Here is a 20,126-nt window from a genome sequence, read left to right on the forward strand (position 1 = left end):
ATCCTCGAACTCAAGAACACCATCAACACGATGGTCGACCAGCTCTCCGCCTTCGCCGACGAGGTCACCCGCGTCGCCCGCGAGGTCGGCACCGAAGGACGCCTCGGCGGACAGGCCGACGTCCAGGGCGTCAAGGGCACCTGGCGGGACCTGACCGACTCCGTCAACTTCATGGCGGGCAACCTCACCGCCCAGGTCCGCAATGTCGCCCAGGTGGCGACGGCGGTCGCCGAGGGCGACCTCTCCCAGAAGATCACCGTCGACGCCCGCGGCGAAATCCTCGAACTCAAGAACACCATCAACACGATGGTCGACCAGCTCTCCGCCTTCGCCGACGAGGTCACCCGCGTCGCCCGCGAGGTCGGCACCGAGGGGCGCCTCGGCGGACAGGCCGACGTCCAGGGCGTCTCCGGGACGTGGAAGGACCTCACCGACAACGTCAACGTGATGGCGTCCAACCTGACCGGGCAGGTCCGCTCGATCGCCCAGGTGGCCACCGCCGTGGCCCGCGGCGATCTGTCCCGCAAGATCACGGTCGAGGCCGAGGGCGAGGTCGCCGCCCTGGCCGACGTGATCAACACGATGGTCGACACCCTGTCCGCGTTCGCCGACGAGGTCACCCGCGTCGCCCGCGAGGTCGGAACGGAAGGACGCCTCGGCGGACAGGCCCACGTGCCCAACGTCGCGGGCACCTGGAAGGACCTGACCGACAACGTCAACTCGATGGCGAACAACCTCACCGGTCAGGTGCGCAACATCGCTCTGGTGACGACCGCGGTGGCCAGGGGCGACCTGTCGAAGAAGATCGACGTCGACGCGCGCGGCGAGATCCTGGAGCTGAAGACGACCATCAACACGATGGTCGACACCCTCTCCGCCTTCGCCGACGAGGTCACCCGCGTCGCCCGCGAGGTCGGCACCGAGGGGCGCCTCGGCGGACAGGCCGAGGTGGAGGGCGTCTCGGGCACCTGGAAGCGGCTCACGGAGAACGTCAACGAGCTGGCCGGCAACCTGACCCGGCAGGTGCGGGCGATCGGCGCGGTGGCCAGTGCCGTGGCGGAGGGCGACCTGACCCGCTCGATCACCGTGGAGGCCTCCGGCGAGGTCGCCGAACTCAAGGACAACATCAACTCCATGGTGGAGTCCCTGCGCGAGACCACCCGGGCCAACCAGGAGCAGGACTGGCTCAAGTCCAACCTGGCGCGGATCACCAGCCTGATGCAGGGGCACCGCGACCTGCCGGTCGTGGCCGAACTGATCATGGATGAGCTGACCCCGCTGGTGTCGGCCCAGTACGGCACCTTCTACCTGGCCGAGGACGGCGAGCGCGGCCCCGAACTGCGGCTCGTCGGCTCCTACGGCAGGCCGGACGACGACCGGCCCACCCGCTTCTCCTTCGGCCGCTCACTGGTCGGCCAGGCCGCGCGCAGCCGCCGTACCATCACGGTCGGCGAACTGCCGGCGGGGTACGTCACCATCTCCTCCGGTCTCGGCCAGGCGGTGCCGACCGCGCTGATCCTGCTGCCGATCCTGTTCGAGGACCAGGTCCTCGGCGTCATCGAACTGGCGTCGGTCACCGCGTTCACGCCGGTCCACCGGGACTTCCTGGAGCAGTTGCGCGAAGCCCTCGGGGTCAACGTCAACACCATCGTGGCCAACGCCCGCACCGACGAGCTGCTCGACGAGTCCCAGCGGCTGACGGCCGAACTCCAGGCCCGCTCGGCCGAGTTGCAGTCACAGCAGGACGAGCTCCAGCGCTCCAACGCCGAACTGGAGGACAAGGCCTCGCTGCTGGCGGAGCAGAACCGCGACATCGAGGCGAAGAACCTCCAGATCGAGCAGGCCCGGCAGGAACTGGAGGCCCGTGCCCAGCAGTTGTCGCTGGCCTCGAAGTACAAGTCGGAGTTCCTGGCGAACATGAGCCACGAGCTGCGCACCCCGCTCAACAGCCTGCTGATCCTCGCCCAGTTGCTCGCCCAGAACCCCTCGCGCAACCTCACGCCGAAACAGGTCGAGTACGCGGGGATCATCCACTCCGCGGGCAGTGACCTGCTCCAGCTGATCAACGACATCCTGGATCTGTCGAAGGTCGAGGCGGGCAAGATGGACGTCTCCCCGGAGCGGGTGTCGCTGCGCCAGCTCATCGACTACGTCGAGGCCACCTTCCAGCCGATGACGACGCAGAAGGGCCTCCAGTTCGCGGTCACCACCGCGGCGGGCGCGCCCGCGGACCTGCTCACCGACGACTCCCGGCTGCGCCAGATCCTGCGCAACCTGCTGTCCAACGCGGTGAAGTTCACCGAGCAGGGCGGCGTCGAGCTGTGCATCGAGCCGGCCGCGGACGACGAGGTGCCCGAGGGCGTCGTGCGGGGCGGCGCGGTCGTGGCCTTCCGGGTCAAGGACACCGGCATCGGCATCCCGGAACAGCATTTGGAGACGATCTTCGGCGCCTTCCAGCAGGCGGACGGCACCACCAGCCGCAAGTACGGCGGGACCGGCCTCGGGCTGTCCATCACGCGGGAGATCGCGCATCTGCTCGGCGGCGCCGTCGCCGTGGACAGCGTGCCCGGCCGGGGCAGCACGTTCACGCTCTTCCTGCCGGTGGCCCGCCCCGACTTCGAGCAGGTGCTCGGCGGCGGCCGGACCCCGCAGAAGGCGCCGGCCGAGCTGGTGCCGGCCGCCGCGGCGGACCGGGAGGGCGCGCGGGCGCACTCGGGCGGCGACGGGCCGCGCAGGCGGCGGCTGCTGGTCGTCGAGGAGCGTTCCCGCGGGCTGCTGACCCTGGTCGCCGAGAGCGTGGTCGCGGACGTGGTCCGGCACAGCGCCGACGACGCGGGCGCGCTGCCCACCGTGGACGTCATCACCGCCATGGGGGCACAGGAGGCGGCGGGAGCGCTGGCCGCCGAGCCGTGCCACTGCGTCGTCCTCGACCTGGACATGCCCGAGCGGGAGGCGTCCCGGTTCCTGCGGGCGCTTCAGGGCGACTCGGCGCTGGCGGGCGTACCAGTGCTCGTGCACAGCGGTCGGCGTCCGGACGTGGCCCGGGCGGAGGCGCTGCGCTCGCGCGGGGACGACGGATCGCTGGAGTTCCTCTCCAGCCTCGACGAGTTGCGCGAGCGCATCGCCCTGCACCTGTCGGCCGAGGAGCCGGGGGACGTGCTGTCCCTGGTGCGGGCCGAGGAGCCGCAGGACCTCGCGCCGCCCGTCGACGGCGCCTTCGCGGGCCGTACCGTCCTCGTCGTCGACGACGACGCGCGCAACCTGTTCGCGCTCAGCGGGATCCTGGAGCTGCACGGCTTCCGGGTGCTGCACGCGGAGAACGGGCGCAAGGGCATCGAGACACTGGTCGGCAACCCCGACATCGCGCTCGTCCTGATGGACGTGATGATGCCGGAGATGGACGGCTACACCGCGACGTCCGAGATCCGCAGGCTGCCGCAGTACGTCGAGCTGCCGATCATCGCCGTCACCGCGAAGGCGATGCCCGGGGACCGGGAGAAGTCGCTGGCGTCCGGGGCGAGCGACTACGTCACCAAGCCTGTCGACACGGACGACCTCATCGCCCGCGTCCGGCACTGGCTGTCGGCGTGAGCGCGTCGGCGCCCGCCCCGCACAGCGGCGGGGCGGGCCCGGTCCCCCGCGGCACCGCCCGCACCCCAGCGCCGTTCAGCCGAGGAGCCCGTCCATCGTGAGCACGTCCGAGCAGCAGCGCGATCCGGCCGGCGCCGGACCGGTTCCGGAGCCGTCCGAGTCCGGGGCGCGGCCGCCCGCCGGCGGCCCGGCACCGGCCGATCCCGCGGGCGCCTCCCCCACGTCCCCCGTGGGGCGGCTGGCCGCCACCGTGGAGCGGCTGCGCCGCGAAGTGCGCGCCGCGCAGGCGGAGGCCGAGGGCCGGGCCCTGATCGAACTCGCCAAGGGCATCCTGGTGGAGCGGCTGGGCTGCGGTCCGGCGCAGGCCGCCCGGCAGCTCGCCGAGCTGGCCGAGCAGGCCCGGGTGACGCCGCTGGAGTTCGCGGTGGAGGTCATCAACCAGGCGGCCCGCGACCGCGTCTCCGAGGTCACCGACGCCTTCCTGGCCACCGCCGGGGGAGCGCGGGAGCGCGACTCGGCCGTGCGGCTGCGGGCCGCGGAGAGCGGGGCACTGGCGGCGGACGACACCCAGGCCGTCGCCGACTCGCTGCTGGAGCACGCGCTGCGCCCGCTGGGCGCGGTGGCCGTGGCGGTCTGGGCGGCGGGTGCCGACGGCTCGCTGACCCTGTCGGGCAGCGCCGGTTTCTCCCCGGCGGAGGCCACCCGGTGGCGTTATGTGCCGCCGGAGGTGTCCACCGTGGCCCGCCGGGGTCTCACCGAGCGCACCGGCCAGTGGTTCACCTCGCTCGCCGCGACCGGGCTGCCCACCATCGGGCGGCACCTGCACCCGGACGGGGGCCGGGTGGCGGTGCCCGCCGGCACCGGCGGCCGTATCCACGGGGTGCTGGAGATCGCCTGGCCCGGACCGCTGGAGCCGCAGCCGCCCCAGGTCGTACGCCAGGTGGAGGCCCTCGCCGAACTGTGCGCGCACACCCTGAAGACGTCCGCGCCGGGCCAGGCCGCGGGACCGGAACCGCGGGTGCTGCCGGACGCCGCCGAGCTGATGGACCTGGCCGACGGGCTGCACGACCCGGCCCTGGTGCTGGTCCCGCACGTCGACGGCGACGGGCAGTTGGTGGACTTCCGCATCCAGCACGTCAACAGCCGCTTCCTGGATCCGGCCGGCCGGCCGCGCGCCGTGGTCAACGGCGCGCTGCTCCTGGAGGCCTTTCCCATGGCCGCCGGGAAGAGCGAGCTGTTCCAGCGGGTGGAGCGGGTGTACGCCACGGGCGAGGTGTACCGGGCGCACCGGATGCATCTGACGGCGCTGGTCGACCAGGTGCCGCTGTCGGCGGTGGCGGACATCAGCATCAGCCGGCACGGCGGCAGCGTGCTGCTGATATGGCGCATCGAGGACGAGACGGCACGGCTGGCGAGCCTGCTCCAGCACGCGCAGCGCCTCGGCCGCATCGGCGGCTTCGAGGAGAACCTGCTGACGGGCGAGATCACCTGGAACGACCAGCTGTTCGGCCTCTACGGCCGCGCCCCGTCGAACACCCCGTTGCCGCTGGAGGAGCTGCCTTCGCACGCCCACCCGGACGACGCCGTGGCCATCGGGCGGTTCCTGCGCACACTGCTGCACCACCGCCGCCCGGCCTCCGCGGCCTTCCGGCTCCAGCGGCCCGACGGGGTGACCCGGCACATCCGGGTGGTGGCCGAGCCGGTCCTGGACACCGACGGGCGGCTGTTCGTGGTGCGCGGCGCCTACCAGGACATCTCCGCGCAGCACTGGACGGAGGTAGCGCTCGCCGCCACGCGCGACCAGCTCGCGCACACCGAGCAGCAGGCGACCGAGCGCAACCGGCTGACGCTTCAGTTGCAGCACGCCATCATGCCGCCCACGCAGGCGCCGCTGCGGGTGAGCGGGCTGGACGTCGCGGTGCGCTACCGGCCGGCGGAGACCGAGCAGTTGGTGGGCGGCGACTGGTACGACGCCGTGGTGCTGCCCTCCGGGCTCGTGCTGCTGTGCGTCGGCGACGTGGCCGGCCACGGCATCGAGGCGGCCACCAGCATGGTGGTGCTGCGCAACGCGCTGCGGGGCCTGGCCGTGACCGGGGCCGGGCCGGGCCAGCTGCTGTCGTGGCTGAACATCGTGGCGCACCATCTGACCGGTGCCGTCACCGCCACCGCGGTCTGCGCCCTGTACGACCCCCGGCGGCGCACCCTGCGCTGGGCCCGGGCCGGGCATCTGCCGCCCGTGCTGGTCCGCGGCGCGGAGGCGGCGGCGCTGCCCCTGGTCCGGGGCATGCTGCTGGGCGCGGTGGCGGAGGCCACGTACGAGGAGGCCGAGCTTCGGTTCGCGCCTCAGGACACGCTGCTGATGTACACCGACGGTCTGATCGAGCGCCGGGACCGCTCCGTGGAGGAGTCGCTCAGCCATCTGCTGACCACGGCCCGTTCGGCGCCCAGGACCCTGGACCAGCAGCTGGACCGGCTGCTGACCTACAGCAGGTCGGACACGGACGACGACACGTGCATCGTGGGCATCCGGGTCGCCTGACGGCGAGCGGTCGCCGCGCCTTCCGACGCATGGCGACCACGTTCCGGGGTACGCGCGGGTGCGCAGTGCGGGGTGCCGCCCGTCGCCGTTGATGCGAAATGGATCACGTCACCGGTGCAGGACCGGTGTACGTCGAAGGCGTCGACGGGGGTAGCCGCCACTGTCCGGCCGTCAGCACTCGTTGGAGGTATCCGTGCCCCTTGCCCACAATCCGCTGTCCGTGGAGGTCACCCTGCCCCGGGAGGATGTCGCCCTGCTCACGGTCGAGGGTTACCTGGACGTCGACACCGCGACCGAGTTGCAGGCCCATCTGGCCAACCAGCTCCACCACGGCCGACGGCACTTCCTGCTGGAGCTGTCCGCCGTCCCCTTCATGGACTCCTCGGGGATGAACATCATCCTGCGGGTGTACCAGGAGGCCCGGGAGCGGGCGGGCAGTGTGCACATCATCGCCCCCGCCCCGGCGGTGCTGCGGATCCTCGATCTCACGGGGGTCAGCATCACGGTGCCGGTCTCGCAGAGCGCCGAGGAGGCGCTGGCCCTGGTGGACCGGAAGCCGGAGGAGCCGGAGGCGAAGTGAGCGCGTCGGCATCCGCTCCAGCACGGACCGCAGCTCCGTCTCCCGGCGCGCACGCACATCGGGCAGGAACGCCCGGCCGCGGCGGCTGAGGCGCAGTTCCACCTCCCGGCGGCTGGTGGCGGCCGCTGCCGCCGTACGCAGCCCACCGCCTCCAGGCGGTCGCAGAGCCTGCTCGTCAGCTCGCCCCGGTGGCCCCCTCCCGACCGGGTTCGGGGAGCGGGCCGCGGCCTTCGGACGCGGTGTCGTGCGAGGTCGGCGTGTGGTTACAGTTGTCGCCCGGCAACGGTCGCACCGCCGTGCCGCCCGGGGGCGGATTCGCAACGGTGCAACGTGGATGAGGAGTTGAGCAGGTGCCGGAGCAGGCAGCGGCAGCACAGCACGGATCGCCGGCGCGCGAGGTCGCGGACTTCCTGCGCCGCCGCAGGGAGCAGATCGCCCAGCGGTGGGCCGAGGAGCCGCTCTTCCGGACCGTGTTCACCGTGTCCCGGGACGAGGCGGTGGAGGCGGGCCGCGCCGTGGTCGACGCGCTGGCCGAGGTGGCCGCCTCCGAGCGGGTGTCCGACCCGGACGCCCACGGTTTCCTGCTGGTGCGCGAGCAGCTGGCGCGGATGGGCGCCGCGCGCGGCAGGACCGGTCTGACCGCCTCGGAGATCTCGCGGGACGTGGACGCCCTGCGGCCGCCCGCGGTGGAGCTGCTGACCGCCGAGCTCGCCGACGCCCCGGCGGAGCACCTGTGGGAGTGCGCCGGCGTCCTGACGGTCCTGACGGGCACCCTGCGCCTGGTGGTGATGCAGACGGCGCTCAGCGAGGGACAGGCCCTCATCGACCGCCAGCGGCTCCAGCTGCTGGAGGTGGCCACCCCGGTCATCAAGCTGTGGGACGGCATCGTCGCGGTCCCCCTGATCGGAACGCTCGACAGCGCCCGCAGCCAGGTGGTCATGGAGACGCTGCTGGAGGCAGTCGTCGACCAGCAGGCGCGCTACGCGATCCTCGACATCACCGGGGTGCCCACCGTCGACTCGCTGGTCGCCCAGCATCTGATGAAGACCGTGGCGGCCGCCCGGCTGATGGGCGCCGAGTGCGTGGTCTCCGGCATCCGCCCCGCCATCGCGCAGACCATCGTCCATCTCGGCCTGGACCTGGGCACGGTCGTCACCCGCGCGACCCTCGCCGACGCGCTCGCCCACGCCCTGCACCAGCTGGGCGCCGACATCGTGAACCGTGCACCGCATGGTGTGGGTGAACGGTGACCGACCGCTTCCCGACGCCCGGCACGGGACACGTGCCGGTGCTCCGACTCGACGACGTGCTCCTGGTCACGCTCCAGGGAGATCTGCACGACAGCACCGCCGAACACCTCCAGCAGGACATCGGCGAGGCCATCGCGAACAACGCGGCCACGGGGGTGGTCATCGACATCTCCGGTGTGGAGATCGTCGACTCCTTCCTCGGCCGCGTGCTGGCCGAGATCGCGGCCAACGCCAAGCTGCTGGCCGCGCAGACCGTGGTGGCGGGGATGCGTCCCGCGGTGGCGATCACCATGGTCGAGCTGGGTCTGACGCTGCCCGGACTGCGCATCGCGCTCACCACCGAGGACGCCCTGCGGCTCGTCACCGCGCACACCGAGCACACCGCTCTCCCGCGCCCCGGCGGCGCCCGGGCGGGGAGCCGGTGATGGAGACAGCAGCGGGCGTCCGGGCCTGCCTGCCGATCCGGTCGGACATGGATCTGGTGTGGGTGCGGCAGCATGTGCGCCAGGCGACCGCCCGGCTCGGCTTCGGCCTGGTCGACCAGACGAAGCTGGTCACCGCGGCCAGTGAGCTGGCACGCAACACGCTGGTGCACGGCGGGGGCGGGCAGATGGAGGCGGCCCTCGTCGTCGACGGGCACGGGCACGGGCTCCGGCTGGCGTTCAGCGACGAGGGGCCGGGCATCACCGACCTGGACCGCGCGCTCAGCGACGGCTACACCTCGGGCGACGGTCTGGGCATGGGCCTGGGCGGCGCCCGGCGCCTGGTGCACGAGTTCGCGATCGACAGCACCCCGGGCACCGGCACCACCGTCACCGTCACCTCCTGGCAGACCCGGGCGCCGCGGCCGTGCGAGGGACCCTGATGCCGCGCGTCTGGGAGGTCCCGGTGCCCGACTCGACCCGGGTGCGCGACGCGCGGGTCGCCGCCGAGGACGCGGCCGCGCTGGCCGGCCTCGGCGAGTCCCGCACCGCCACCGCGGCGCTGGTGGCGACCGAACTGGCCACCAACCTGCTCAAGTACGCCGAGGGCGGGCGGCTCCTGATCGAGGTCGTGCCCCCGCCGAGTGCTCCGGGCGGGTACGGCGATCCGGCGCCGGTGGTGCAGATAGCGGCCGTCGACCACGGTCCCGGCATGGCCGACGTCGCCGCCGCCGGGCGCGACGGGTTCTCCACCGGCGGGTCGCTCGGAGCCGGACTCGGCACCTGCCGTCGCGTGGCCGACGAGTTCCATCTGCACAGCGCTCCCGGCCGGGGCACGGTGGCGCTCGCCCGGGTGGGCGCCACCGTCCCGCGTGCCGCGGCCGAGACGCGGCACGCCGCGGTACGGGCGGGCGGTGTCACCATCCCGTTCGCGGGGGCGGAGTACTCGGGTGACGCCTGGTCCTGGGCCGGCGCCGAGGACCGGGTGACCCTCATGCTGGCGGACGGTCTCGGCCACGGCCGGGAAGCGGCCCGCGCCTCGTCGGCGGCGGTCGAGACCCTGCACCGCTCGGCCCGCCTGACACCGGCCGAGCTGCTCCGGCGGCTCGACACGGCGCTGCGCGGCACCCGGGGGGCGGCCGTCGCCGTGGCCCAACTGGACCTGCGGGCCGGGCGGCTGCGCTTCGCCGGTATCGGCAACGTCGGGGCCCGGCTGCGCGAGGACGGCACCTGGCGTCACCTGCTGTCCCGGCCGGGCATCGTCGGCGTGCACCGGCCCACGACGCTGCCCGAGACCGAGGTGCCCTGGGGGGCCGACCGCCTGCTCGTTCTGCACAGCGACGGCCTGCCCAGCCGGTGGGCGCCGCCCGGCGCGGCCGGTCCGCTCACGGCGACCGACCCCGCGGTGACGGCCGCCGTGACGGTACGTGACGCCAGCAGCTCCGCCCGCCCGGTCCGGGACGACACCGCCGTGGCCGTTCTGACTCCCACCCCGCCGGACCGCCCATGACGCACACCTTGCGGATCATCACCGTCACCGACGCCGCCCGGGCCCGTGTCGCCACGGCCCGCGCGGCGGCCGCGTACGGGGTGCCGCCGCTCGAACGCGCCCGCCTGGCCACCGCCCTCAGTGCCCACCTGCGCCAGTGCCTGGCCGAGGGCGGTGCCTGGACGGTCGTCCTCGGGACCCGGGCCCCGGCCCCCGAAGGGGACGCGGGCACACTGGACGTCACCGTGGCTCCGGCCCGTGACACGCAGGACGACGGGGAACCTCCGTGGCGGATGTCCGTGACCTGCACGGAGGCCGGCGCGCCGCCGGACCCGGAGGTGCCCGACGACACGGAGGTGCCCGACGACACCGAGGTGCCCGACGACACGGACCTCCTGGCCGAGGCGCTGCTGGGCGCCGACGAGGACACGGCAGCGGCTCTGGGGAATCTCGCCGAGCAGGAAGAACTGGTCGCCTTCCACCGGGAGGAGCTGCACCAGACCAACCAGGGAGTCCTGGCCCTGCACGCCGATCTGGACACCGCCTGGCGGGCTCAGCGGGAGGCGTTCGCCGCCGAGCGCTCGGCGCGCACCGAGGCGGAGGAGGCCCGCCGCAGGCTGAGGTTCCTGGCCGACGCCAGCGCGCTGCTGACGACCTCCCTCAACCACGAGGAGATCCTGCGGCGGCTGCCGGACCTGCTGGTGCCCCGGTACGCCGACGGGGTCGACGTATGGCTGTTCGACCACGAGGACGAGCGGCTCCGGTCCGCCCCGCATCCGGCGGCCGCGGTGCTCGCGGCCCGTACCGGCCGGCCGCAGTACGCGGCCGACCACCCCGGTGACCTGCCGGGCGTCGACGACCAGCCGCCGTCCGCGCTGAACCCCGACCGGCCCCTGCTGTGCGTCCCGCTGCTCGCCCGGCGGGCACCGCTCGGTGTGCTGACCCTGTCGCCGCCCGGCGCCCGCTGGGACCCCGACGACGCGGTCATGCTGATCGAGCTGGCCCGGCGGGCCAGCGTCGCCCTCGACAACGCGCGCCGCTTCGAGCACAACCGCGACATCGCCGAGACGTTGCAGCGCGCGCTGCTCACCGATCTGCCCACCACACCGGGCCTGCGCCTGGCCGCGCGCTATCTGCCGGCCACGCACGGGCTGAACGTCGGCGGGGACTGGTACGACGCCTTCCGGCAGCCCGACGGGAGCCTGATCACCGTCATCGGCGACGTCACCGGCCACGGGCTGCACGCGGCCGTGATGATGAGCCAGTTGCGCACCGCGCTGCGCGCCTACGCCGTCGACGGCGGCAGCCCCGGCCGGCTGCTGACCCGGCTGCACGTGTTCCTGCACCATCTCCAGCCCGACCTGTTCGCGACCGCGGTCATCGCCCGGTTCAGCCCGGACGATCCCACCGTCACCTGGGCCGCCGCGGGCCATCCGCCGCCCGTGCTGCGGATGCCGGACGGCCGGGTGCACGTCCTCGACGCCAAGCCGGGCGCCATGCTCGGCATCCCGCTGAGGCAGGAGATCGAGGACCACACCGTGCTCCTCTCCCCCGGTGCGACCCTGGCGCTGTACACGGACGGTCTCGTGGAGCGCCGGGCACGGGGCATCGACCCCGGCATCGACCGCCTCGCCGCCGCCCTCGAGGCGTTCGACCCGGCCGATCTGGACACCGACCTGGACGGCTCGGCGGACCGCATCCTGGGCCCGCTGCTGAGCGACTCCGAACGCGACGACGACGTCTGCCTCCTGCTGTGCCACATCGACCGCGCGGCCGGCGGGGAGCCGGACCGGGTCCCGGCGGGCGCGGACCACCTGCGGTAGCTCCGCGCGGCGTCACCCCGCACGCGGCCGCGGGACGAACGGGCCCTCCCACCGCCCGTGGGCTCTTCCGGAACGGACCCGGTACGGCACCGGATCCCGGGAACCCGCCGAGGCGGCCCCTGCCGTCCGGCCGTGTTCCGGACGGCGGGGACGACGAATCCGGTGCACGCGCGACCCGGTGGGGGCATCGTTGTGCTCGTGGACTCGACGGATCCGATGGACCGGTGAGGTGCGAAGCAGCGGTCCACGGGCAGACGCAAGGACGTCGTTGCAGCCGCCCGGAGCCCCGCAGAAGGGATGAAACATCGTGACACGACCCAGGATCCTGGTGGTCGGCGCAGGCTTCGCCGGTGTGGCGTGCGTCCGCCGTCTGGAGCGCAGGCTCTCCCCCGGCGAGGCGGACATCACCCTGGTGACGCCGCAGTCCTACCAGCTGTATCTGCCGCTGCTGCCCCAGGTCGCCTCCGGGGTGCTGACACCGCAGTCGGTCGCCATCTCCCTGCGCCGCAGCAAGAAGTACCGCACCCGGATCATCCCGGGCGGCGCCGTCGGCGTGGACCTGAAGGCCAAGGTGTGCGTCGTCCGCACGCTCACCGACCACATCGTCGACGAGCCGTACGACTACCTGGTACTGGCCCCCGGCAGCGTCACCAGGACGTTCGACATCCCGGGGCTCCTGGACCACGCCTTCGGCATGAAGACGCTGGCCGAGGCCGCCTACATCCGCGACCACGTCATCACCCAACTGGACCTCGCCGACGCCAGCGAGGACCCGGCCGAGCGCGCCTCGCGGCTCCAGTTCGTGGTGGTCGGGGGCGGGTACGCCGGCACCGAGACCGCGGCGTGCCTGCAACGGCTGACGCACGCCGCCGTCAAGCGCTACCCGCGGCTGAACCCGGCGCTGATCAAGTGGCACCTGATCGACATCGCGCCGAAGCTGATGCCGGAGCTGGGCGACAAGCTGGGCCGCAGCGCCCAGGAGGTACTGGGCCGCCGGGGCATCGAGATCTCGCTCGGGGTGTCCATCGCCAAGGCCGGGCCGGAAGAGGTCACCTTCACCGACGGCAGGGTGGTGCCGACCCGCACCCTGATCTGGACCGCGGGCGTGGTGGCCAGCCCGCTCATCGCGACCCTCGGCGCGGAGACGGTCAAGGGCCGGCTCGCGGTGACCGCCGAGATGTGCCTGCCCGGCCACGACGGGGTGTTCGCGCTCGGGGACTCCGCCGCCGTACCCGACCTGGCCAAGGGCGACGGCGCGGTGTGCCCGCCGACCGCGCAGCACGCCACGCGGCAGGGCCGGCGGGTCGCGGAGAACGTCATCGCGACGCTGCGCGGACAGCCCCTGCGGCCGTACGAGCACAGGGACCTGGGTCTCGTCGTCGACCTCGGCGGCGCGGACGCGGTCTCCAAGCCGCTCGGCCTGGAACTGCGCGGCGTCCCGGCCCAGGCCGTGGCCCGCGGCTACCACCTCGGGGCGCTGCGCACCAACGTCGCCAAGACCAGGGTCGCCACCAACTGGCTGCTCAACGCGGTCGCCGGGGACGATTTCGTCCGCACCGGATTCCAGGCCCGCAAGCCCGCCAAGCTGAAGGACTTCGAGTACACCGACGCGTACATGACGCCCGAGCAGGTGCGGGAGCACGTCGAGCGGGCCCGCCCCCGGCAGGTGTGACACCGGGGCAGGGCCTCTCCCACCGGTCCGGCCGGGCCGCGAAAAGCGGTCCGGCCGTGACATGCCATGCTGGTCGGGCGGATCATGAGGGTGAACGGGAGGGGGCGGCGGCGTGGGAGCAGCACAGAGGCCGGTCCGGTCGCGGCTGCGTGATCGCTTCACGGCGTCCGATCCCGGCCTGCTGCGGCTGGCCGCCGGATCGCGGACGGCGGGCTCGATCGCGCTGACGCTGGCCGTACTCGGCGTGCTGCGCGTGCCCGTGACGCTTCTGGTGGCCGGGGCGATCGCCTCGATGGCGGCCACCTTCGCCATCCGGGAGAAGCAGCGCTCGCAGCAGGCGGTCACGCTCGCCCTCGGTCTTCCGGTGGCGCTGGTGTCCGTCTCGCTCGGCGCGCTCCTCAACCGGCTCGTGGTGGCCGGGGACGTCTTCTTCGTCGTCCTGATCTTCTGCGCGGTCTACAGCCGCCGGTTCGGCGACCGGGGCAACGCGCTCGGCCTGATCGGCTTCCAGCTCTACTTCATGTCCCTGTTCGTCGGCGCCACCGCGTCGGCGCTGCCCGCGCTCTACGGTGTCATCGCGGTCGCGTTCGCCTCCAGCGCCCTCGTCCGGTTCGTGATCGTGTACGAGACGCCGGCGGGCGTCCTGCAACGCCTGCGCGAGGCGTTCCGGGTACGTCTGGCGCAGCTGGTGACCGCCCAGCTGGAGCTGCTGGACGCCGGTCCGGACGAGGTGGAGAAGGTCCTGGAGGCGGTGCGGGAGGGCACGGCCCGGCTGCACGAGACGGCGATGATGATCCAGTCCCGGTTGGCGGAGGGCACCTCCGACGAGGCCGTGGCGCGGCTGGTGCAGCGGCGGATCGCGGACGCCGAGATCGCCGCCGAGCGGCTGGGGCTGCTCCTGCTGAACGCCCGCAGCGCCGAGCGGACCAACACGCTCACCCTCCACCTGCCCGGCGCGTCCGTCCCCTCCAGCGGCCGGCTGCCGGTGCGGGACGAGGCGACCGAGACGCTGCGCCGCGACCTGCGGGCGCTGGCGATGCTCGTGCTGCGGCCCGTCGGGGAGGGCGGCGGGACCGCGCTGGCGCACGTACGCAACCGGCTCCTCGGCTACCGCGACGAGGAGAACCTGCCGCCCGCCTCGCCCGCCGTGCAGGACGTCTTCCGGGGTATCGGCGAGACCGCGCGGGCCGTGATGGGGCTGCGGATCGCGCTGGACGGCCCGCAGGACGAGTCCGACGACGCGCCCGCGACGGTCCGCTCCCGGGAGGAGCTGGACGCGGAGAACGCCGCCATCGAGGGCGCCGAGGAGGCCGAGCGGGAGGAGCAGGTCCCGACCGGGTGGCGGCGGCCGACCACGCGGGCGGCCGTGCAGGTCGCGGTGGGATCGTCGCTGGCCATCGTCGGCGGCGAGTTCCTCTCCAGCCAGCGCTGGTACTGGGCGGTGCTGACCTGCTGGATCGTCTTCATCAACACCTCGTCCACGGGCGAGATCCTGGTCAAGGGCTACCGCCGTCTGGTGGGCACGGTGCTCGGCGTCGTGGCCGGCATCGTGCTGGCGGGGCTGGTCGGGCCGCACACGTGGACGGCGCTGGCCCTGGTGCTGCTGTTCGTCTTCGCGATGTTCTACACGGCCCCTCTGTCGTACACGCTGATGTCCTTCTTCGTCACCGCGGCGCTGGGACTGCTGTACACGCTGCTGCACAGGTACAGCGCGGCAGTGCTCGTGCTGCGTGTGGAGGAGACGGCGCTCGGGGCGGCCTGCGGGATCATCGCGGCCGCGCTGGTGCTGCCGGTGCACACCAGCGGCCGTACGAACGAGCTGCTCGGCAAGGCGCTGGAGCGGCTGACGGACGTCACGACCGGCGCCGTCGAGCAGCTCAGCGGCGGCCCGGCGGTCGATCTGCTCGACCGGGCGCGCGACCTGGACCAGGCGCTGGGCGATCTGCGGGCGGCCACGCAGCCGCTGACGCATCCGATCACGCCCCTGCGGGCTCGGCGGAACACCGCCCAGTACGTCGTGGCGCTGCTGGAGACCTGCGCCTACCACGCGCGGTCGCTGGCGGCGACCGCCGAGCTGCTGCCCACCCATCCGTCGATAGCCGCGGATCCCCGGCTGCGCCAGGCCTGTGCCCGGACCACCCGCAACATCGAGACGATCCGCGCGCACGTGGCCGACGAGCCCACCACCGCCGAGGTCGAGCGGGGTCCGAGCATCGCCTCGCTGCTGGAGGCGGGCGGGGCACCCGGCGTCCCGCGGTACGGCCGCATCACCGACCGGGTGCTGCGGCACCTCCAGCGCCTGGACGAGGCGGTGGTCGGCCTGGCCCGCCCGCTGGACGTCCCGGTGTCGAAACCGGCGCAGTGACGGGCCGGGGCCCACGGCCCCGGCCCGTCACGCCGGTCAGAAGTCCGTGGGCATGTCGCTGGCCTCGGCGATGCCCCGCAGCTCCTCGGTCTCCCGGTGCCGGTCGCGGATGTAGTCGGCGATCTCGGTCAGGCGCGCCGGGTCGGCGGCGGTCGCCGCGTCGGTGACGACCCGGACCGGACCGGTCTCCTCGATGTCGAGGACGACCAGTTCGTTGTCCAGCCTTCCGGTCACCGCGGTGGCGATGACCAGGGCGGCCTCGTCCCGTATCTCCTGGGGGACGCCCTGCGCCTGGGCGCCCTCCAGCGGGAAGTCGGCGGAGGGCACGCCGCGTTCGTCGATCGCCCGCAGGACCGGGTCGACGACGTCGAGCAGCAGTTCGTACTCCTCCTCGGGCATCCGGACGCGGAGCAGATCGAGATACACCTCCACGGCCCGGCCGTCGGGCGGAAGCTCGTCTTCGTTCATTGGCTCCGTGTTCCCCGCGTACGCCCGCTCAGACGCGGAACGCGCGATCGGCAGCGAGGACCGACGGCACGCGCCGGGGGGGCTGCCTCTCATGTCGTGGGTTCCGTCGCCGGTCCCGGTCCGTCGCTGGAGCGGTTCGCCCGTTCCGACAGCACCTCGTCGCGCACGCGCGCACAGCTGCGGCTGATGAGCCGGGAGACGTGCATCTGGGAGATGCCGAGGCGGTCCGCGATACGGCTCTGTGTCATGTCCTCGAAAAAGCGCATGTAGAGGATGGCCCGTTCGCGTTCGGGCAGCCGGCGCAGCCCTTCCTTGGCCGACTCCCGGTCGACGACGGTGTCGTAGGAGGAGTCCGACGCGCCGAGGCTGTCCGCGAGGCTGTAGCCGTCGCCGCCGGCCGACAGTTCGGCGTCCAGGGACAGGGTGCTGAAGCTGTCGATCGCCTCCATCCCCGAGTTGACCTCCTCCTCCGTCAGCCCGGCGTGCGCGGCGATCGCCGCGACCGAGGGTTCGGGGCTGCCGGGGTTCTGGATGAGTTCGCGGCGCGCCACCCGTACCTTGTTGCGCAGTTCCTGGACGCGGCGGGGCACCCGAAGCGCCCACATCCGGTCCCGGAAGTGCCGCTTGACCTCGCCGGTGATGGTCGGCACGGCGTAACTCTCGAAGGCGCCGCGATCCGGGTCGAACCGGTCGATCGCCTTGACCAGCCCGAGTGCCGCCACCTGCCGCAGGTCCTCGATGGACTCGCCGCGGTCGCGGAAGCGGCCGGCGATGCGGTGGGCCATGGGCAGCCACGCGCTGACGAGTTCGTCACGGACGGCCTCCCGTTCCGGGCCGTCCTGCGCGGCGGCGAGGCGTTGGAAGAGGGCGGCGGTGTCGGGGGCGTCGTCGTGCGGCCGGCGGGCGGGAGCCGCCTGGTCCGCGGGAGCGTCGGGGCGGCTTGTCGATATGTCGATGAGCATGCGGAATGGCTCCTGAACGGTGTTTCAGGGACTGACCGCGGAAGGAGTGGTGCCGTCCGGTCCGCCTGGAGACCTCCCGGAGCAGCAGGAACAGCTTCCGCTGACGCGCCTCCGGTCCGAAGCACGAGATTCCGTCTGCCCGTCGGTGGGAGCGACAAACTCCGGTTCGCGTAGTTCTTCTCCCTTGACGTGCTCCCTGGCCTGAAGTCCAGGGATTCCGGCCTGGGTCGTCCGACCCTTCCGGGGGCTTCCTGCTTCAACGCGCTGTGCCGGGACTCTCGTCCTGGTCTTACCGGCGCTCCACGAGGCGTTTAGCGTCTCCGCCCGTCCGGCGGCGACGATGCGGCGTCCTTCGAAGAGGACGTTGCGGGCTGCGTTGTGGTCGCGGTCGTGCACCGTGCCGCACTCGGCGCACGTCCACTGCCGCACGTGCAGGGGCTTGGGGCCGTCCCGGAATCCGCAGGCCGAGCAGACCTGAGAGGACGGGAAGGCCCGGTCCACCTTGGCGAAGGTGCGGCCGTGCTTGACTGCCTTGTACTCCAGCATACGGACGAACGCGGACCATCCCGCGTCGTGCACGGATTTGGCGAGCCGGGTACGGCCGAGACCGGACACCGCGAGGTCTTCCACATACACCGCTTGGTTGTCGCGAATGATCTGCGGTCTTTGGTGACGGTCAGGGACGTGGGCGCGACCGGAAGCCGGCGGGACCACTTGACCTTGAGATGGCCGACCTTGGCCAGGTACACCGTGCCGTCGCCCCGGAGACAGAAGGCGTTGGTGTTGACACGGATCGACGGCCGGGTGTCCTTCTTCGACTTGTAGCGGGGCGGCCCCACCGTCCGGCCCTGCCGCTTGCCCTTGATCGAGTCGAAGAAGTTCTTGTAGGCGGTGTCCAGGTCCCGCAGAGACTGTTGCAGGTATCGTCCGCCAGTACATCGAGCAGCAAAAACGCCCGCTCCAAGGTGCACGTCGGAGCAGCCTTGAGATGCGTTCAGCCCCGGCGTGAACGCCGGGGCTTTCTGCAAGAGTCCCGGTAACGGCCGATTCGAGCCGCCATCACGGCGCGCGGGAGCGGGTAGGTGGAGGACATGACCGATGTGGTGCACTCGGACGAACTGCTGCGGCGCATCCAGCGCGCGAGGGCGTGCGCGGCACAGGAGGAGCGCGGGTGGCGGGACCGCCGCGACACCCTCGGGGCGACCGATCCGGACGCCGCGCGCGAGGCAGCCGTACGAGCCCTGAGCTATGAGGCCGTCCTGCGGGTGCTGGACGAGATCCTGGCCCCGGGTCGGCACGCCGAGCGGGGCTGACGGGCGGAGTGAGTCCGCTCACGTGACCCGGTTCCGGCTGCGCGGAACCGCCCAAGATGATTTACGGTTCATCCATACGCGGCGACGGGGTCGACCCGAGGCGTCCCCCGTACACCGCCATATACGGCCCTGGCTGGCCTCCCCCGTCCAGCCAGGGCTTTTTCATGTCTTCGTCCGGAGATGGGCGAAGAATCCCGGTTCGGTCCGTCCCAGCCGGGTACTGGCAGTTCTCGTGATGCGCGCTCTGCTCTCCGGGCCGGGGGTGCTCGTCGTGTACGCGGTCCGCCGGGTGACGGAGGGAGACCTGGCGGCGGCGCGGGCGCAGATGGGGTTCTCCCTCGCCTGGCACATCATCGTGGCCTGCCTCGGGGTCGGGCTGCCGGTACTGACCCTGCTCGCGGAGTGGTACGGCATCCGCACCGGCGATCCGGCGCACCAGTTGCTGGCCCGCCGGTGGGCACGCGCCATGGGCGTGCTGTTCGCGGTGGGCGCGGTCTCCGGCACCATCCTCAGCTTCGAGATGGGGCTGCTGTGGCCCGGATTGATGGGCAGGTTCGGCCAGGTGATCGGGCTGCCGTTCGCCCTGGAGGGCATCGCGTTCTTCCTGGAGGCGATCTTCCTCGGGATCTACCTGTACGCCTGGGACCGGCTGCCGCCCCGCCGCCATCTGCTGACCGGCATCCCCATCGTCGTCGCGGGCACCGCGTCGGCGTTCTTCGTGGTGTGTGCCAACGCGTGGATGAACCAGCCGCGCGGCTTCACCCTGCGCGACGGCAAGGTCGTGCACGTCGACCCGTGGGCGGCGATGCTCAACCCGGCCAGTCCCCCGCAGACCGTGCACATGATCCTCGCGGCCTTCATGGTGGCCTCGTTCCTGGCCGCCGCCGTGTACGCGGTGGCCCTGCTGCGCGGGCGCCGGGACGCCTACCACCGGGCCGGGTTCCTCATCCCGTTCACGCTGGGCGCGATCGTGGCCCCGTTCCAGATCGTCGTGGGCGACTGGGCGGCGCGCTTCCTGTCCGGCTACCAGCCGGCCAAGCTCGCCGCGATCGAGGGCGTGTACCGCACCGGCCCCCACGTCCCGCTGACCCTCGGCGGTGTCGCGGTCGGCAACGGCCTGAAGTACGGCCTGGAGATCCCCGACGGGCTGTCCCTGCTGGTCGGCTATCGCCCCGGCACCGTCGTGCGGGGCCTGGACCGCGTGCCGGTCGCTCTGCGTCCGCCGGTCACCGGTGTGCACTGGGCCTTCGACCTGATGGTCGCCAGCGGCTTCTTCCTGCTGCTCATGGGCGTATGGCTGCTGTGGCAGTGGTGGCACCGCCGTCGTACCGGCGGGGAGCTGCGCACGCCCCGCCCGTTCCTGGCGCTCGCCGCCGTCGCCGGCCCTGCCGCGGTGGTGGCGCTGGAGTGCGGCTGGACCGTGACCGAACTGGGCCGGCAGCCGTGGATCGTGTGGGGCGTGATGAGCGTGCGGGAGGCCGTCAACCCCGCCCCGGGCCTGATGACCGGCCTGTGGCTGGTGCTGGTGGTGTACGCCGCCATGACCGCCGCCACCGTGTACGTCCTGCGCCGCCTGGCCCGGGGCACCCCGGTGCCTCAGGCTCCGCAGGAGGCGGACGTCACGCGGTATCCCGTCGTGTGAGGCCCGCCGA

The 20,126-nt window shown here is 72.8% G+C and carries 14 protein-coding genes and 2 pseudogenes; 12 read left to right on the plus strand and 4 right to left on the minus strand.

Annotated elements, in window-relative coordinates; genetic code table 11:
* The 3 genes from ABZ818_RS04240 to ABZ818_RS04250 form a co-directional block, all read left to right on the plus strand.
* Positions 1–3,591, plus strand: a 3,591-nt coding sequence (locus ABZ818_RS04240; protein ID WP_361410555.1) for a HAMP domain-containing protein, incomplete at its 5' end; no start/stop codon positions are given.
* Between the two features lie 97 nt (positions 3,592–3,688).
* Complete coding sequence (locus ABZ818_RS04245; RefSeq protein WP_361410558.1) at positions 3,689–6,130, plus strand: SpoIIE family protein phosphatase; 2,442 nt, start codon at positions 3,689–3,691, stop codon at positions 6,128–6,130.
* Positions 6,131–6,323: 193 nt separating this feature from the next.
* Positions 6,324–6,710, plus strand: a complete 387-nt coding sequence (locus ABZ818_RS04250; protein WP_361410561.1) for an STAS domain-containing protein — start codon at positions 6,324–6,326, stop codon at positions 6,708–6,710.
* Positions 6,711–6,716: 6 nt separating this feature from the next.
* Here ABZ818_RS04250 and ABZ818_RS04255 read toward each other — a convergent pair.
* Positions 6,717–6,886: pseudogene (locus ABZ818_RS04255) on the minus strand (MarR family transcriptional regulator); the annotation flags it as partial.
* A gap of 174 nt (positions 6,887–7,060) precedes the next feature.
* Here ABZ818_RS04255 and ABZ818_RS04260 point away from each other — a divergent pair.
* From ABZ818_RS04260 to ABZ818_RS04290, 7 genes are all read left to right on the plus strand, one after another.
* Positions 7,061–7,960 carry an STAS domain-containing protein gene (locus ABZ818_RS04260; protein WP_361410564.1) on the plus strand — a complete coding sequence of 300 codons (900 nt, stop codon included), beginning with the start codon at positions 7,061–7,063 and terminating at the stop codon, positions 7,958–7,960.
* On the plus strand, positions 7,957–8,385 hold the full coding sequence (locus ABZ818_RS04265; RefSeq protein ID WP_361410566.1) for an STAS domain-containing protein: 429 nt from the start codon (positions 7,957–7,959) through the stop codon (positions 8,383–8,385). Before ABZ818_RS04260 ends, ABZ818_RS04265 begins: the two co-directional genes overlap by 4 nt.
* Positions 8,385–8,825: an anti-sigma regulatory factor gene (locus ABZ818_RS04270; RefSeq protein ID WP_361410569.1), complete on the plus strand. Its 441-nt coding sequence runs from the start codon at positions 8,385–8,387 to the stop codon at positions 8,823–8,825. The genes ABZ818_RS04265 and ABZ818_RS04270 overlap by 1 nt, the downstream gene beginning before the upstream one ends.
* The gene (locus ABZ818_RS04275) at positions 8,825–9,892 is read left to right on the plus strand and encodes an ATP-binding SpoIIE family protein phosphatase (RefSeq protein ID WP_361410572.1); all 1,068 of its coding nucleotides are present in this window, start codon (positions 8,825–8,827) and stop codon (positions 9,890–9,892) included. The genes ABZ818_RS04270 and ABZ818_RS04275 overlap by 1 nt, the downstream gene beginning before the upstream one ends.
* Positions 9,889–11,694: a SpoIIE family protein phosphatase gene (locus ABZ818_RS04280; protein WP_361410575.1), complete on the plus strand. Its 1,806-nt coding sequence runs from the start codon at positions 9,889–9,891 to the stop codon at positions 11,692–11,694. Before ABZ818_RS04275 ends, ABZ818_RS04280 begins: the two co-directional genes overlap by 4 nt.
* Before the next feature lie 307 nt (positions 11,695–12,001).
* On the plus strand, positions 12,002–13,366 hold the full coding sequence (locus ABZ818_RS04285) for an NAD(P)/FAD-dependent oxidoreductase (RefSeq protein ID WP_361410578.1): 1,365 nt from the start codon (positions 12,002–12,004) through the stop codon (positions 13,364–13,366).
* A 112-nt stretch (positions 13,367–13,478) separates the two neighbouring features.
* A complete protein-coding gene (locus ABZ818_RS04290) occupies positions 13,479–15,731 on the plus strand; it encodes an FUSC family protein (protein WP_361410581.1) in 2,253 nt (750 codons plus the stop codon).
* A 36-nt stretch (positions 15,732–15,767) separates the two neighbouring features.
* Here the strand turns inward: ABZ818_RS04290 and ABZ818_RS04295 are convergent, their stop codons facing one another.
* The 3 genes and pseudogenes from ABZ818_RS04295 to ABZ818_RS04305 form a co-directional block, all read right to left on the minus strand.
* Entirely contained in the window at positions 15,768–16,199 is a 432-nt protein-coding gene (locus tag ABZ818_RS04295) for a hypothetical protein (RefSeq protein ID WP_361410584.1), read from the minus strand.
* An 89-nt stretch (positions 16,200–16,288) separates the two neighbouring features.
* Positions 16,289–17,161 (minus strand): SigB/SigF/SigG family RNA polymerase sigma factor, encoded by an 873-nt coding sequence (locus ABZ818_RS04300; protein WP_361410587.1) that lies wholly within the window; start codon positions 17,159–17,161, stop codon positions 16,289–16,291.
* A gap of 204 nt (positions 17,162–17,365) precedes the next feature.
* Positions 17,366–18,125: pseudogene (locus tag ABZ818_RS04305) on the minus strand (RNA-guided endonuclease TnpB family protein); the annotation flags it as partial.
* Positions 18,126–18,252: 127 nt separating this feature from the next.
* On the opposite strand from ABZ818_RS04305, the gene ABZ818_RS04310 reads away from it, so the two are divergent.
* Together ABZ818_RS04310 and ABZ818_RS04315 are read left to right on the plus strand one after the other, a co-directional pair.
* Positions 18,253–18,474: a hypothetical protein gene (locus ABZ818_RS04310; protein WP_361410590.1), complete on the plus strand. Its 222-nt coding sequence runs from the start codon at positions 18,253–18,255 to the stop codon at positions 18,472–18,474.
* Between the two features lie 235 nt (positions 18,475–18,709).
* Entirely contained in the window at positions 18,710–20,116 is a 1,407-nt protein-coding gene (locus ABZ818_RS04315) for a cytochrome ubiquinol oxidase subunit I (protein WP_361410593.1), read from the plus strand.
* Positions 20,117–20,126: the final 10 nt, after the last annotated feature.

This window comes from Streptomyces sp. NPDC047453 (assembly GCF_040643155.1).
Taxonomy (GTDB): Bacteria; Actinomycetota; Actinomycetes; order Streptomycetales; family Streptomycetaceae; genus Streptomyces.

What these genes read in the sequence shown, in the direction of transcription:
- ABZ818_RS04315 (WP_361410593.1), top strand. Translation starts at nt 18,710, where the DNA reads ATGCGCGCTCTGCTCTCCGGGCCGGGGGTGCTCGTCGTGTACGCGGTC.
- ABZ818_RS04275 (WP_361410572.1), top strand. Translation starts at nt 8,825, where the DNA reads ATGCCGCGCGTCTGGGAGGTCCCGGTGCCCGACTCGACCCGGGTGCGC.
- ABZ818_RS04270 (WP_361410569.1), top strand. Translation starts at nt 8,385, where the DNA reads ATGGAGACAGCAGCGGGCGTCCGGGCCTGCCTGCCGATCCGGTCGGAC.
- ABZ818_RS04295 (WP_361410584.1), bottom strand. Translation starts at nt 16,199, where the DNA reads ATGAACGAAGACGAGCTTCCGCCCGACGGCCGGGCCGTGGAGGTGTAT.
- ABZ818_RS04310 (WP_361410590.1), top strand. Translation starts at nt 18,253, where the DNA reads ATGACCGATGTGGTGCACTCGGACGAACTGCTGCGGCGCATCCAGCGC.
- ABZ818_RS04280 (WP_361410575.1), top strand. Translation starts at nt 9,889, where the DNA reads ATGACGCACACCTTGCGGATCATCACCGTCACCGACGCCGCCCGGGCC.
- ABZ818_RS04300 (WP_361410587.1), bottom strand. Translation starts at nt 17,161, where the DNA reads ATGCTCATCGACATATCGACAAGCCGCCCCGACGCTCCCGCGGACCAG.